The sequence below is a fragment of the Thalassotalea piscium genome (assembly GCF_030295935.1).
In the GTDB taxonomy this organism is placed as follows: domain Bacteria; phylum Pseudomonadota; class Gammaproteobacteria; order Enterobacterales; family Alteromonadaceae; genus Thalassotalea_B; species Thalassotalea_B piscium.
Window position 1 is genome coordinate 1,146,007 of the sequence record NZ_AP027362.1, and the last position, 14,362, is coordinate 1,160,368.

The 14,362-nt window shown below is 37.1% G+C and carries 12 protein-coding genes and 4 tRNA genes; 1 reads left to right on the forward strand and 15 read right to left on the reverse strand.

Annotated elements, in window-relative coordinates; translation table 11 throughout:
• Positions 1–9: 9 nt before the first annotated feature.
• The 6 genes from QUD79_RS04865 to QUD79_RS04890 form a co-directional block, all read right to left on the reverse strand.
• Positions 10–894 carry a CorC family transporter gene (locus QUD79_RS04865; protein WP_184424995.1) on the reverse strand — a complete coding sequence of 295 codons (885 nt, stop codon included), beginning with the start codon at positions 892–894 and terminating at the stop codon, positions 10–12.
• 91 nt (positions 895–985) lie between these two features.
• Positions 986–1,447, reverse strand: coding sequence for an rRNA maturation RNase YbeY (ybeY, locus tag QUD79_RS04870; RefSeq protein ID WP_184424993.1), 462 nt, complete (start codon positions 1,445–1,447; stop codon positions 986–988).
• On the reverse strand, positions 1,437–2,480 hold the full coding sequence (locus QUD79_RS04875; protein WP_221435221.1) for a PhoH family protein: 1,044 nt from the start codon (positions 2,478–2,480) through the stop codon (positions 1,437–1,439). The genes ybeY and QUD79_RS04875 overlap by 11 nt, the downstream gene beginning before the upstream one ends.
• A gap of 17 nt (positions 2,481–2,497) precedes the next feature.
• Positions 2,498–3,937, reverse strand: coding sequence for a tRNA (N6-isopentenyl adenosine(37)-C2)-methylthiotransferase MiaB (miaB, locus tag QUD79_RS04880; RefSeq protein ID WP_184424991.1), 1,440 nt, complete (start codon positions 3,935–3,937; stop codon positions 2,498–2,500).
• A 134-nt stretch (positions 3,938–4,071) separates the two neighbouring features.
• On the reverse strand, positions 4,072–6,876 hold the full coding sequence (locus tag QUD79_RS04885; RefSeq protein ID WP_184424989.1) for a sensor histidine kinase: 2,805 nt from the start codon (positions 6,874–6,876) through the stop codon (positions 4,072–4,074).
• Positions 6,854–7,303 (reverse strand): hypothetical protein, encoded by a 450-nt coding sequence (locus QUD79_RS04890; RefSeq protein WP_184424987.1) that lies wholly within the window; start codon positions 7,301–7,303, stop codon positions 6,854–6,856. Before QUD79_RS04890 ends, QUD79_RS04885 begins: the two co-directional genes overlap by 23 nt.
• A 197-nt stretch (positions 7,304–7,500) precedes the next feature.
• Between QUD79_RS04890 and QUD79_RS04895 the strand changes: the two genes are divergently transcribed.
• On the forward strand, positions 7,501–8,670 hold the full coding sequence (locus QUD79_RS04895) for an FAD-dependent oxidoreductase (RefSeq protein ID WP_184424985.1): 1,170 nt from the start codon (positions 7,501–7,503) through the stop codon (positions 8,668–8,670).
• 285 nt (positions 8,671–8,955) lie between these two features.
• Here QUD79_RS04895 and QUD79_RS04900 read toward each other — a convergent pair.
• From QUD79_RS04900 to QUD79_RS04940, 9 genes are all read right to left on the reverse strand, one after another.
• Positions 8,956–9,030, reverse strand: a tRNA-Gln gene (locus QUD79_RS04900).
• 68 nt (positions 9,031–9,098) lie between these two features.
• Positions 9,099–9,173, reverse strand: a tRNA-Gln gene (locus tag QUD79_RS04905).
• Between the two features lie 39 nt (positions 9,174–9,212).
• Positions 9,213–9,297 (reverse strand) — tRNA-Leu (locus QUD79_RS04910).
• Positions 9,298–9,325: 28 nt separating this feature from the next.
• Positions 9,326–9,402: transfer RNA gene (locus QUD79_RS04915), tRNA-Met, on the reverse strand.
• Between the two features lie 185 nt (positions 9,403–9,587).
• Positions 9,588–9,938, reverse strand: coding sequence for a DUF3718 domain-containing protein (locus tag QUD79_RS04920; RefSeq protein ID WP_184424983.1), 351 nt, complete (start codon positions 9,936–9,938; stop codon positions 9,588–9,590).
• A gap of 799 nt (positions 9,939–10,737) precedes the next feature.
• Entirely contained in the window at positions 10,738–11,829 is a 1,092-nt protein-coding gene (gene ychF / locus QUD79_RS04925; protein WP_184424981.1) for a redox-regulated ATPase YchF, read from the reverse strand.
• Positions 11,830–11,860: 31 nt separating this feature from the next.
• Complete coding sequence (pth, locus tag QUD79_RS04930; RefSeq protein WP_184424979.1) at positions 11,861–12,448, reverse strand: aminoacyl-tRNA hydrolase; 588 nt, start codon at positions 12,446–12,448, stop codon at positions 11,861–11,863.
• A 19-nt stretch (positions 12,449–12,467) separates the two neighbouring features.
• Positions 12,468–13,088 carry a 50S ribosomal protein L25/general stress protein Ctc gene (locus tag QUD79_RS04935; RefSeq protein WP_184424977.1) on the reverse strand — a complete coding sequence of 207 codons (621 nt, stop codon included), beginning with the start codon at positions 13,086–13,088 and terminating at the stop codon, positions 12,468–12,470.
• A 220-nt stretch (positions 13,089–13,308) separates the two neighbouring features.
• A complete protein-coding gene (locus tag QUD79_RS04940) occupies positions 13,309–14,256 on the reverse strand; it encodes a ribose-phosphate pyrophosphokinase (RefSeq protein ID WP_184424975.1) in 948 nt (315 codons plus the stop codon).
• Positions 14,257–14,362: the final 106 nt, after the last annotated feature.

A 14,362-nucleotide genomic window follows, 5' to 3' on the forward strand; every position in this document is an offset into this window, starting at 1 on the left:
AAGTTTAAACTAAGATCTATCAAGGATCTTACCTAAGATTTGATGATCTTTGGGCGTGGTTACTTGAATCACTTGAATTCTGCGATTATTGGCTGAAGATATTTTAAATTCGAAACCATCAACTTCAATAACTTCACCTTTTTTAGGCATATGGCCAAATTTGTGTAAAATAATGCCGCCGAGTGTATCTGCATCATCTTCATCAAGCCCACAGCTAAAGTATTCATTAAAGTCTGGAAGTTCAATCAGTGCTTTAACTTGATAAACATTGCCCGCCAATGGTTTAATTGATTCTTCGATAGCGTCATCAGTTTCATCTTCTATCTCACCAACAATCAACTCTAATATATCTTCAATTGTGACTACACCAGAGACTCCACCGTATTCATCAACAACAATTGCCATGTGATAGCGTTGAGAGCGAAATTCCTTTAATAATGGTTCAACCTTTTTACTTTCAGGGATGATTATTGCTGGTCTTATTACTTGTTCAAGCGAAAACTCTTCATCTTTTTGATTAAAGCCATACGCGAGTAGATCTTTAGCGAGTAATATTCCTTCAATATGATCTAAGTCTTCCTTGATCACAGGAAACCTCGAATGACCAGAGTCAATAATAATCGGTAAAGATTCTTCGAAAGGATCTGTAATATCAATTGTGACTATTTGAGAGCGCGGTATCATAATATCTCGTACGCGCATGTCTGAAACTGTCAGTACGCCCTCTATCATGAGCTTAGTTTCGGGGTTGATTAATTCTCTGTCTTCAGCATCGTTTAATACTTCAACTAGAGCATCTTTATTTTGCGGTTCTCCATTAAATAATTGTAAAATTTTATTTAAAATAGATTTGTTTGAAGAACCGTTACTAGAGTGAGGATTGTCGTCGCTCATAGAGCTTTTTATCTTCCTGTTATTTAACAATAGCTGTTTAGTGTGAAACCTAAATTAACTATTTTCAAGTTTAATTTTCATAAATTATGATCTATGTCGTATAGATAGCGTATGGATCGTTGATATTGAGTTGTGAAAGTAAGGATATTTCTAAAGCTTCCATTTCTTTTGCATCATTATCATCAATGTGATCAAAGCCAAGTAGATGTAGACAACCATGTATAACCATATGAGCCCAATGTGCTTTATCTGTTTTTCCTTGTTCGATTGCTTCTTTATTAACAATACCTGCACAAATAACTAGATCACCGATTAAGTTAAGATCAACCTCTTCTGGTACTTCAAAAGGAAACGATAATACATTAGTGGGTTTATCTTGTTGGCGATATTGAGCATTAAGTTGCTGGCTTTCCTCTACATCGACAATTCGAATTGTAAGTTCGAATGGCTTTTTGTATTGCTTTAATGCGCAGGTTACCCAAGCTAAAAACTCTGCTTCACTCGGTAAGTTTTCTGCTGTTGAAGCTATTTGAAGGTCAAGCTCAATGCTCATTGTTTTTGCCTTTATGTTCCTGTTTTTGTTGTGACTTCAGTAAGTTTGTTTTTTTCTCATATGCTTCATAAGCTTCAACAATACGAGCTACGACAGGGTGGCGAACAACATCTTTTGATTGGAAAAAATTAAAGCTAACACCTGGAATATCTTCAAGTACTTCAATCGCATGTCGTAAACCTGATTTTTGGCCACGAGGTAAGTCAACTTGGGTAATATCTCCTGTTATGACTGCCGTCGAATTAAAGCCAATACGCGTTAAAAACATCTTCATTTGCTCAACAGATGTATTTTGACTTTCGTCTAAAATAATAAATGCGTCGTTAAGCGTGCGTCCCCTCATATAAGCAAGTGGAGCTATTTCTATTACGTTTCGCTCAATTAGCTTTTCAACTTTTTCAAAACCGAGCATTTCAAATAATGCGTCGTACAAAGGGCGTAAATAAGGATCAATCTTTTGCGATAAATCACCAGGTAAAAAGCCAAGTTTTTCACCTGCTTCAACAGCAGGGCGGGTTAATAAAATACGTCTTACTTCTTGTCGCTCTAGTGCATCTACTGCACAGGCAACTGCAAGGTAAGTTTTACCCGTTCCTGCAACACCAACACCAAAACTAATATCGTTGGTTAATACGTTTTGTACGTAAGCTTGTTGGTTTTTATTACGAGGTTTAATGACACCTCGTTTAGTTTTTATCGTTAGCATTTTATCAAAGTCAACGTCAGTTTTACTTGGCTCTTGCTCAAGTACATTGGCACTGACAATGGCTAAGTGAACCATTTCGTCGGTAATTAATTGAGCTTCACCTTTAACTGTTGCTGTTTCCACATACAGTTCTGTCAAAATTTTCGCAGCAGCGGCAATGGTATGGCTTAACCCGACGATTTTAAATTCATTGCCTCGGTAACTAATTTCAACACCCAAACGTCTTTCAATAGTTTTTAGGTTGTCGTCCATAGGTCCACAAAGGTTAGCCTGTCTGCTGTTATCTATAGGGGCTAACGTAATTTTTTGTTGGGTATTTTTACTCAATTTACCATCCAATGTTGTTACGGAATAAAAGTTTCTACACCTAAACTATCTTTTGTATCAGAAGGTGCATGATGATTATTAGCAAGTATATCTGCGGGAGAAAGTGCAATTCTTAAACCCATTTCAGCTTCTGTACGAATTAAGGTGCCACGTAATGAATTAGCGTAAACATCGGTAATTAATACGTCAACGAATTGCCCAATAACTGAAGGAGAGGCTTCAAAGTTAACAATACGGTTGTTTTCAGTACGACCTCTGAGCTCCATTGGGTTTTTCTTAGAAGGGCCTTCAACTAATATACGCTGCTCTGTATTAAGCATTTGTCTGGCAATTCTTAACGCTTGCTGTGTGATACGATCTTGTAGCAATTGTAAACGTTGTTTTTTAGTTGCTTCACTAACATCATCAGGAATGTCTGCCGCTGGAGTACCAGGGCGAGCACTATAAATAAAGCTGAAGCTTAAATCGAAGTCTACCGCTTGAATTAAATCCATCGTTGCTTGAAAGTCTTCATCAGTCTCACCAGGGAAACCAATAATAAAATCAGACGACATACAAATTTCTGGACGAGCTTTGCGCAGTTTACGTATTTGTGATTTGTATTCTAGTGCAGTATGGCCGCGTTTCATTTGTACCAAGATACGATCAGAGCCGCTTTGAACGGGCAAATGTAAGTGACTCACTAATTCAGGTACATCTTTGTACACTTCGATAATATCATCTGTAAATTCAACTGGGTGAGATGTCGTATAGCGAATTCTGTCAATGCCATCAATGGTAGCGATTAAGCGAATAAGGTCTGAAAAGCGGCAAATAGAACCGTCGTGCATTTTACCACGGTAAGCATTAACGTTCTGGCCTAGTAAGTTAACTTCTCTAACACCTTGCTCTGCAAGTTGCGCTACTTCATATAAAACATCGTCCATAGGGCGGCTAACTTCTTCACCCCGCGTATAGGGTACAACACAGAAAGTACAGTATTTGCTACAACCTTCCATGATCGATACAAACGCAGTTGCGCCATCGGCTTTGGGTTCTGGCAGACGGTCAAATTTTTCAATTTCTGGAAAACTCACATCTACAACAGGATTATGATCGCCAGTAACTTGCTGAATCATTTCTGGTAAACGATGTAACGTTTGTGGACCAAAAACCATGTCAACAAATGGTGCACGTTGACGTATAGCATCACCTTCTTGAGAAGCAACGCAGCCACCAACGCCAATTAATAGACCGGGCTTCTTATCTTTGAGGTTTTTCCATCGACCAAGTTGGTGAAAAACCTTTTCTTGGGCTTTTTCTCGAATAGAACAGGTATTGAGTAAAATGACATCTGCATCCTCAGCTTCTTCTGCCAATACAAATCCATGGGTGGAATCTAAAAGCTCAGCCATTTTCTGCGAGTCATACTCGTTCATTTGGCAGCCCCAAGTTTTGATAAATAACTTCTTGCTCATTTTATACGTGCCTAAAATTTATTCGATGAAGATAAAAAAGAGGCGTATTTTACTCTTTCTTCATCGTATAGGCTAGTGAAACTCAAAATACTTAAACCTGGCATTAACTAAAAAGAGTGTTGGGTAGATATTTACTAAGATATTTGCATTAGTGGAATTGAAATAACAAGTTGACTACCTTGATTTTGTTCTTCAAAAGTATTGACAGAGGCTGCATATTTGTTGGCAATTTGTCGAATATAATACATGGCCATATCAAAATTTATTTTACTTTTAAAATGCGTAAAGCTATCCCCATCATCAGTAATGGTTAGCCATATTTTTTGTTTAAATTCTTGCAGTGAAATAGTAAAGTTACGTCCGTTACCGTTTAACACTGCTGATATTATAGCTTCGTAAATCATTGTATATATGTCAGATTGTAATTCATAACTAAGATCTTCATCATTAAGCTCATGAATATATTCAATATTAATATGGTATTTTTTATGAACAAAATCAGCTAAATATGGGAGCGCTATCGTTAATGAGTTCCCGTAAAGATTGTCGGGCACTTTTGTTTGAGACTGTTCTGTTAACTCCTTGACCGATTCCTGTAGCAAACTTTTAATTTGTTGGTGTGTTTCATTCACTTCTGGCTGATCATTAGTTGGAATGGTTTGGTATAAACTGAGTACATGGGATAAATTTCGACTTACATTGAGTGCTGTTTTACCGCGTACTTTAATATCATCATTTAATAATGCATGAATATGACTAATTGAGCGCCCTCGAAGATATAGCAGCCAAGCACCTATGATTAACAAACCTACGAGACATATTGTATAAAGAACTCGTAGCTTTGGTGTCCAATACCATGGGTAAGCAACATGAACTTGAGTGAAAGCTTTCTTGTTGCTCCACTGTCCTAAGCTATTTGTTCCCATTATTGTGATGTAATAGCTTCCTGAAGCTAAACCGGTTAATGTCAGTTGATTGCCATTAATGGGGTGCCAAACTCCGTTATTAATTTGATATTTAAAATGTTTACTTTGGCCTGAGCGATAGTCTAAAGATGCTAAGTCGAGCTGTAATACATCATTGGATGAGTTTATGTTAATTTCTTTATTAAGAAGTAGAGACTCCCCTGATACGGTTGTTTTACTGATGAAAATATCAGGGTCATACTTTGTTGTTTTCTTAAAGGGTAATGTTACAACGCCACCATAATGAGCAATATGTAAAAGATTATTAAAAATAACGGGTTCACTAGTAAAGCTATATTTTTCAGTATTGGGTACTAATATTATCTCAAGCGTATCAGGGTTAATTCTAAACACTCCGCGCTTTGACGGAGCCCAAATTTCGTCACCGATTAATTTTGCTTTACCAAAATCAACACCAGTAGCAAATTGATTGATAATTTCGCCAGAATAGCTCAAAACAAAAACACCATTGCCTTTTGAAAAAGCAAAGACTTTATTATGCGTATTTATTAATGATGCAATTTTACTTGAACCTTGTAAGTTAATACTTGAGATTGTTCGAGTCATTTTGTTATATACATCGATGTTGGCCGCAGTTGCTAACCAAATTTGATTATTGTTAACTGGGGTACTGTCAAGAATCTCTGGCGAACTGAAGTTATATTTATTATCAATCACTTCAATAACTTTACCTGTAGTATGGTCAAAAATAATAAAACCATTACCGTCAGTGGCGAGATAGAGCAAGTTATTAACTAGGTTGATATCTAACAGTATTTGATTGTTTTGTTCAAAGGGGACTTTTGTCAGTGTTTTTGTTTTGTCGGTATATTTCCAAAGGCCGTCAAATGTCGCAATATATAGGTCTTCACCTACTTGTTGGAGATCTTTAATAAATCTGCTTCTGCCCTCTAATTGTGCTTTAACATCGTCGGAGAATAAAGTACTTAAATTGTTAAATGTATGTATGCCATCACCATAGCTACCTAGTACGACATCATTCTTGTAACTTTCCAACTTTATCGAGTTGACCTTCGTATTAAAATAAAATGGTTTGTTGTTAATGTATTGCTCAGATAGTTTTTTCACACCATCACCATTGTAGTACCAAATTACATTGGATCTGTCGTGAAAAATATTGCTAACACCTAAAGACTCTACCTTTGGAAAACTGTGCTTTAAAGGAACAAGCTCTTGGCTAAATTTATGAATGTTGCCATGCTCATCTATAATAAAAAAATTATTACTATTGTGTGCTTTGGTTATCCCTTTAATTCGATAATTTAATTTTTTTTCTTTAATTAATATATTGTTATGGTAGGCGAGTAGCGTTTTACCTTTAACAACTATTAACGTATCACCCAAACTGGCTACCGTTGTAATAGGAACCTCTAGAATTGGGCTATATCCATCGTCTGTGATTAAATTAAGTGAATTTTTATTATAAAAGTATAGCGCGTCTTTTGTTTTAATAAACTTGAGAAGATCTATCCCGCTAATATGGGGGGTTGTGTGTTGAGTTTCTTCATCAAAAAGGTAGATATGATCGGAGAACACATAATATTTACCGTTGAAGTAGGTACTGCGATAAACGCTATTATCAGTAAGCGTTAAATTAAGCGGTGTGGTAATGCCTGTATTTGGTTCAAACCACCACACACCCTTAGATTCAGTACTTATTAATAACCTATCTCCATGTCGTTCAGCGTTATGTGTCCAAGTAAAAGGTAGTGGCCATTCGCTATTATGATTAGCAAAACTTAATAAGTCTTTACCATCGAAACGTGTAAGGCCTTGTTGCCCAATTAACCAAATAAAACCATTATTGTCTTGGGTGATTTCTTCGACATTTGGCAATGTTGATAACTGGGCACTTTCAATTGAATGAACGAAAGATGAGGTTAGTAATACAGGGAGTATTAAAAACCACCAAAGTATGACTTTTTTAATGTTAAGTGATACTTTGTGGGGCAAGTTTAGGCGGATGCTTTTCGTCACCACATTTGGGGTGTGACTTAGGGATCGTATTTTCATCTTCAGGCTTTTGTACCAAGATGTATGTTGGTTTGCGAGGATCATTTTCTTTTTGTCTTTCGTTCCAAGCTGTTCTGATTTTGTCTGCGTGAATCTTGCCATATTTTACTTCAAATGCTGTGGCAATCATTTCTACACCAAAGTCATCCATTACCATAATTGAATTGTTATGGTAGCCACTATCAGTGTCAAAATCTATATCAACCGTTAAAATTTTGTCGTTGGGTAGTACTAGGTCCGCGCGCAGCTTTGCTATTACAGCGCGATCTTCATGTGCTTTTAATTGTGTTAGGTTCGGTTTTTCGGTGAAGTCGTAAATTAAATTAATATCTTTTTCAACGCGAACTTCTTTATGTAAGGCTGACATAATTTTTCCTTGTTAATTGGCAAGTGTTTAAGATTAGAGCAAATTTAGTATATCGTTTTTTTACCTTTTGGCTAGTTTATCTATTTTATGCTTATTTTTCAGTGATTTATTTTTTATATAATTTTATTGGCGTTAATCTCGATAAACCTAGTGGGGTTCGTTAGAATAAGTATCAAGTATTATTAGAGAATAAATAAATGAAAAAGTATGACTGTATAATTGTTGGTGGCGGCATGGTTGGTGCTTCTTGTGCCTTAACGTTAGCACAGTTAGGGCTAAGGATAGCTTTGGTTGATAAGGTAAAGCCCAAGGTGTTTCAAGCTGAGCAGCCGTTTGATCTTAGAGTCTCTGCTATTTCACTCGCCTCAGAATATTTACTTGAAAGTATTAACGCCTGGAATTCGATTAAAGCTATGAGGTCTAGTCCTTATCGACGCCTTGGTGTCTGGGAAAATGAGCATGCTTACACTGAGTTTAATAGTAATGATATAAATCAGCAGCACCTAGGTCATATTGTTGAAAATAGAATTATTCAGCTTGCTTTATGGCAACAAATAGCCAACCAAAGCAATATTGAACTATTTTGTCCTGAGTCTGTTATAAACATTGACCAAACCAACAATGAGGTTGAAGTTACCCTTGAAACTAAAAAGCTCAATGCAAAAATTCTAATTGCAGCAGATGGTGCAAATTCACAGATTCGTCAGCAAGCAGGTATAGGCACAACAGGATGGGATTACCAGCAAGCTGCGATGTTAATCAATGTAGAAACTCAGTTAGGCCAGCAAGAAATAACGTGGCAGCAGTTTAGACCAACGGGTCCTGTTGCTATGCTTCCTTTACAAGGTAATCATGCTTCTTTAGTTTGGTATCACAGCAAAAGTGAGATTAATCGTTTATCGTCGTTAACTAATGCCCAGTTATGCAATGATGTTAACCAGTTTTTCCCTGAAAAGCTCGGAGGAATAAAGCAAGTATTTGCTAAAGGTGCTTTTGCATTAACTCGTAAACATGCTAATCAATACCTGCAAGGAAAAATAATATTGATTGGTGATGCTGCACACTCAATCAACCCTTTGGCTGGTCAAGGTGTTAACTTAGGTTTTAAAGATGTATTAGCATTGAAAAATGTCATCGCAACTGCAATTGGAACCGGACAGTGTTGGTATAGTGAATCCGTTTTATCGCAATATGAAAAGTTGCGCCGCAACGATAATTTGTTAATGATGACGACAATGGATGCTTTTTACGGCGTATTCAGTCACTCTTCTAGCATAGTTAAGTCTATTCGTAACACAGGTTTATCACTAATTAATAAATCATCATTAATTAAAAATAAAGCGCTAGCTTATGCGTGCGGTATATAATACCAATCTCACTAATTGTGTGATCATTTCTACTGGTTAAAACAATCAACTACTGCGTTGTTTATTTTATCATTATCGCTACAAGGATGTAGCTTATGTGGGCAATGCTGGAGCATAATTGCCCTGAATAACTCGTTATGAAAATAAATGCATTGTATTTGACTGTTTTCACTGCGTAAAAATAGATCACTTAATTAATGAAACTGGTATAAGTAATGATATTGAATGAATTTATAGCTTTATAGCTTTATAGCTGAACTTAAAATGGGAAGGTTTTAAATAGAGTGGCAGGGGTAAGAGGATTTGAACCTCTGAATGACGGGATCAAAACCCGCTGCCTTACCGCTTGGCTATACCCCTACAGAATTTGAAGTTACTCTGATGTCAGGTTACATTTTTACTTTCATAGATATTATTGATAAAGAAAGTGGCAGGGGTAAGAGGATTTGAACCTCTGAATGACGGGATCAAAACCCGCTGCCTTACCGCTTGGCTATACCCCTGCAATGTAACTAACTTTCACAACTTTCGTTGTGTTGAAATGGTACGGGGTGAGAGACTTGAACTCTCACATCTTGCGATACTGGAACCTAAATCCAGCGCGTCTACCAATTCCGCCAACCCCGCATTATTTCAAACTACTAACTAATAGTAATGGTGGCTACACCGGGATTTGAACCTGGGACCCCATCATTATGAGTGATGTGCTCTAACCAGCTGAGCTATGTAGCCTTTTCAACTCGCCTCTCAGCAAGTGGCGCGTATTATGCAAATCTGCTTAGCTTACGTCAACCGTTTTTTTTCAAATAAAGGTGACTTTTTTACTGTTTGCTTAAACTCTCACCACTTTGCATGTATTCTACACGAAATAGCATACATGTAGTGGTGGTTTTTAACAAAAATAAATGTGTTAATATTTATTTTATTCTTTCTTTTGCTGCTTCCTCTAAATGTTTTGAATATTTTGCTATTGCAGCAATATTAGCGGTTACTTCTTTAACTGATGTTTTACCAATAATAAATTCACCTGTTTCTAAAGCGGCATTGGCCGCAGAAAACACGAGTAAGTTTTCCCCATTGCAATTAATTTTATCGTAAACGTCTCTTAGCTTGAGTTTATTTTGCTTTAAGTATGATCGTAGCCTGCTTTTATCATTTGCAGCTACATACTCGCAAATGCGCAATGATATGTTGTCATTTGCACTAGAAACAGGGGGGAGAAGCATAAATTGGCTCGCTAATACGCTAATTAAAAGAACTCTTTTCATAAGTAATCCTCAGATCAAATAGGTAGCTAGTTAAATAATATCAATCCGTATAAGAAAGTGAGTGCTTTTGTATACAGTAGGGTATTACTAACTAACCTGAGTTCTGTATAAGCTAAGCACGTCAATGTCACGATTTTTGCGCGTATCTGCGTTGCCTGCATGGACGTAGGTACTTGGTTTTTGTCTGGAACTAAAAAACCGTTAATTTGCTACTAATAGCTCGCTATTAGGTACGCAAACTTGCCTTGATTCACTCAAAACTTATAACATTGATATATAACTACATAAGCAATACGATTGTTTTACAATAAGTAATTGAAAAATAAAACTTTATATGTATTGGTCGTACATCCGTTATCCAGAACTCAGGTTAACTAATAAAAATAATACTCACCCTCAACTCGTATTAATTAATTTTCAACGGGTTAAGCCCTCACCGCCGGCAGGCGAAAAATAGCTTGCTCATTAACTTTGCTTATTCCGAATTCAGGTTCTTTATACTAATTTCATTAATTAGGTGATCTACTTTTACGCAGAAAAAACAGACCAATACAAAGCATTTATTTTAATAACTCATTATTCATATAAGCTTTATCGTTTGTAGCGATAATTATTAAATCAATAACGCAGTAGTTGTTTGCTTTAGCCAGTAGAAATGATCACATAGTTAGTGAGATTGGTATTCTTAAGTCTGGTCTACTTTTTGAAAAATACAAGAGAATATAAAGAGGCTTATAAATAAATTTATAAGCCTCTTTAATAAAGTGAGAATATTTGTGTATAGGAAAGGGGTTAACGACTACACATTAAATCTAAAGTGGACTACATCGCCGTCTTTAACAATATAGTCTTTACCTTCTAAGCGCCACTTTCCTGCTTCTTTAGCGCCAGCTTCGCCGTTAAACTCGATAAAGTTATCATAGCTAATGACTTCAGCTCTTATAAAGCCTTTTTCAAAGTCGGTATGTATTACTCCAGCCGCTTGTGGTGCTGTAGCATTTTGTTTAACTGTCCAAGCGCGAACTTCTTTTACCCCAGCAGTAAAGTATGTTTGAAGGTGCAGTAAGCCATAACCAGAATTAATCACTCGGTTAAGGCCAGGTTCTTCTAAGCCCATTTCAGCCATAAATTCTATACGGTCATCTTCATCCATTTCAGAGAGTTCGCCTTCAATCTCTGCGCAAACAGCAACAACTACAGCACCTTCAGCTTCCGCTATTTTATGAACAACATCAAGGTAAGGGTTGTTTTCAAAGCCATCATCATTCACGTTGGCGATATACATAGTTGGTTTAATCGTTAAGAAGTTTAAATAGGCTACAGCGTGTTTCTCTTCTTTTGATAGCTCTAAAGAACGGACCATATTACCGTCTTCGACATGTTTTAATATTTTTTCTAATACAGGCAATTCAAATTTAGCATCTTTATCGCCGCCTTTCGCGCGCTTAGCCTGTCGAATGATTGCTCTTTCCGCAGTGTCCATATCTGCCAGTGCTAATTCGGTATTGATTACATCAATATCGTCTGCAGGATTTATTTTATTTGCAACATGTATAATATTATCATTTTCAAAACAGCGAACCACATGGCCAATAGCATCAGTTTCACGGATATTAGCTAAAAACTTATTTCCGAGTCCTTCACCTTTTGATGCGCCAGCAACGAGGCCAGCGATGTCAACAAACTCCATTGTTGTTGCTAATACGCGCTCTGGCTTAACAATTGCGGCTAATTTATCTAAACGCGGATCAGGCACTGGTACAACGCCTGTATTAGGCTCAATTGTACAGAAAGGGAAGTTTGCGGCTTCAATACCGGCTTTAGTTAGTGCATTAAAGAGTGTAGATTTACCAACGTTGGGTAAACCAACGATACCACATTTGAAACCCATGATAATTACCTATAATTGTTACGCTCAGTGCCTACGCTTGAGCTTTAAATGAGTGTAAACGATTCTGTGCTTTTTTAAGGTCGTTTGTTTGCCAGAGTTCAAAACAGCGACTAGCTTCATCTATACTTTGTTCAATTAAACTTTGTTCATTTGCGGGAGCTTTCCCTAAAACATGACCAGTAACACGATCACGATGACCTGGGTGTCCAATCCCTATGCGCAAACGATAGAATTCTTTATTATTCGCCATGCAGGCAATTATATCACGTAGACCATTATGTCCACCATGACTGCCACCTAGCTTAATTTTGCTAACGCCGGGCTCCATATCTAGTTCGTCGTGAGCAACTAAAATATTTTCGATAGGGATACGGAAAAAATTGGCTAAAGGCGCTACAGCTTGTCCACTGCGGTTCATGAATGTGGTGGGAATTAATAGGTGAACAACTTGACCGCCAATAATTCCTTTACCATATAGACCGAAATACTTTTTTTCAGGCCTTAATAAAATATTATAACGGGAAGCGAGCTCTTCAATGAACCAAACACCTGCATTATGACGGGTTTTTGTATATTCGGGGCCTGGATTACCCAGGCCCACAACTAATTGAATAGTCATCTAAGGAAATAACCTTAAGTTACTCTTCAGTAGTTTCTTCTTCTTCAGTATCTGAATCGTCAGATTGAACTTTTGCTGCATTCACTGTAACAACAGCTAAGTCATGATCTTCGCCTTTGGCTAAATCGTCAGAAGTTACACCTTTTGGAAGTACAACGTCTGATAAATGAAGCGTTTGGCCGATTTCTAAATCTTTGATGTCTACTGTAATAAACTCTGGTAAGTTTTTAGGTAAACATGAAATTGCGATTTCAGTGATATGACGAGAAACCGTAGCGCCGGCTTTTAAGAAATCTTCTTCGTTGATAACGTGAACAGGTACGTTTGTGCGAAGTGCATGAGATGCGTTAATACGCATGAAATCTAAATGCATGATCACTTGTTTAAATGGGTGACGTTGCATGTCTTTAATTAAACATTCAACTGGCTTGCCATCTACGTTTAATGTAAGTACAGACGAATAAAATGCTTCTTCTTGTTGTGCACGGAAAACTTTGTTGTGCGCTAATGTTAAAGAAACAGGCTCTTTGCCTTCACCGTAAAGAATTGCTGGAACTTTATTAGCGTGACGTAGGCGGCGGCTCGCACCTTTCCCTAAATCTGCGCGTAATTCAGCGTCCAAAGTAAAAATATCAGTCATTTTTTTATACCTAATTTTAAATAAAAGTTGCGTTGTTTTTTGCGACCAAAAACAACAATAATGCCCTTTGCGTCTGAATGAAAATATCAGCCAGACCAAAAAGGCGCGCAATATTACCATTTCATTATTAGAAATGCCAATAAAAGAGCAGGTAAATACAAAAAAAAGCAGCTATAACCTGGAAGCTATAAGCTGCTTATTTAAATGTATTTGTTAATAACTAATTATCAAACATTGCTGAAATTGATTCTTCGTTACAAACGCGACGAATAGCTTCTGAAAGCATGCCACTTAACGTGAGTTGGCGTACTTTTTTAAGCTTTTTAATTTCGTCTGATAATGGAATAGAATCAGTTACTACAAATTCGTCAATAACAGAGTCTCTTAAGTTTTGTGCGGCATTTCCCGATAAGACAGGATGAGTTGCATAAGCAAAAACGCGTTTAGCTCCATGCTCTTTTAATGCTTCAGCCGCTTTACATAACGTACCGCCAGTATCTATCATATCATCTACAATAAAACAGTCTCGGCCAGCTACATCACCAATAATATGCATAACTTGCGCTACATTAGCTTTAGGGCGACGCTTATCAATAATAGCTAAATCAGCATCATCTAATAACTTAGCCACGGCTCTTGCACGGACAACACCACCAATGTCTGGAGATACAACGACTGGATTTTTAATTTTTTTCTCTAGCATGTCTTCAAGTAAAATAGGTGTTCCAAAAACATTATCTACTGGTACATCAAAAAAGCCTTGAATTTGCTCGGCGTGCAAATCAACCGTAAGAACACGGTCTACGCCAACGCTAGATAGGAAGTCAGCAACTACTTTTGCTGTTATAGGAACACGAGCACTGCGAACGCGTCTGTCTTGACGAGCATAACCAAAATAAGGCATTACCGCGGTAATTCGTCCTGCAGATGCACGACGAAGTGCATCTATCATAACAATAAGTTCCATTAGGTTATCGTTTGTAGGTGCGCAAGTAGATTGAATAATAAAAACGTCAGCTCCTCGAACATTTTCGGTTATTTCAACACTTATCTCACCATCACTAAAACTACCCACTTTGGCTTCGCCTAAGGTGATATATAGACGATTTGCTATTTGTTTAGCCAGTTCAGGGGTGGCGTTACCCGCAAAAATTTTCATGTCAGGCACAATCAGTTCCTCAGAAACTTATGACATTTTAATTACAACACAAAGTTATGAAGATAACTGAGCATTGGGTTGAGTAATACCAATAATAGTTGGCAAACTTGATATT

Coding starts and splice junctions, on each gene's coding strand:
- QUD79_RS04865 (WP_184424995.1), bottom strand. CDS start 894: ATGAGCGACGACAATCCTCACTCTAGTAACGGTTCTTCAAACAAATCT.
- ybeY (WP_184424993.1), bottom strand. CDS start 1,447: ATGAGCATTGAGCTTGACCTTCAAATAGCTTCAACAGCAGAAAACTTA.
- miaB (WP_184424991.1), bottom strand. CDS start 3,937: ATGAGCAAGAAGTTATTTATCAAAACTTGGGGCTGCCAAATGAACGAG.
- QUD79_RS04890 (WP_184424987.1), bottom strand. CDS start 7,303: ATGTCAGCCTTACATAAAGAAGTTCGCGTTGAAAAAGATATTAATTTA.
- QUD79_RS04895 (WP_184424985.1), top strand. CDS start 7,501: ATGAAAAAGTATGACTGTATAATTGTTGGTGGCGGCATGGTTGGTGCT.
- QUD79_RS04920 (WP_184424983.1), bottom strand. CDS start 9,938: ATGAAAAGAGTTCTTTTAATTAGCGTATTAGCGAGCCAATTTATGCTT.
- ychF (WP_184424981.1), bottom strand. CDS start 11,829: ATGGGTTTCAAATGTGGTATCGTTGGTTTACCCAACGTTGGTAAATCT.
- pth (WP_184424979.1), bottom strand. CDS start 12,448: ATGACTATTCAATTAGTTGTGGGCCTGGGTAATCCAGGCCCCGAATAT.
- QUD79_RS04935 (WP_184424977.1), bottom strand. CDS start 13,088: ATGACTGATATTTTTACTTTGGACGCTGAATTACGCGCAGATTTAGGG.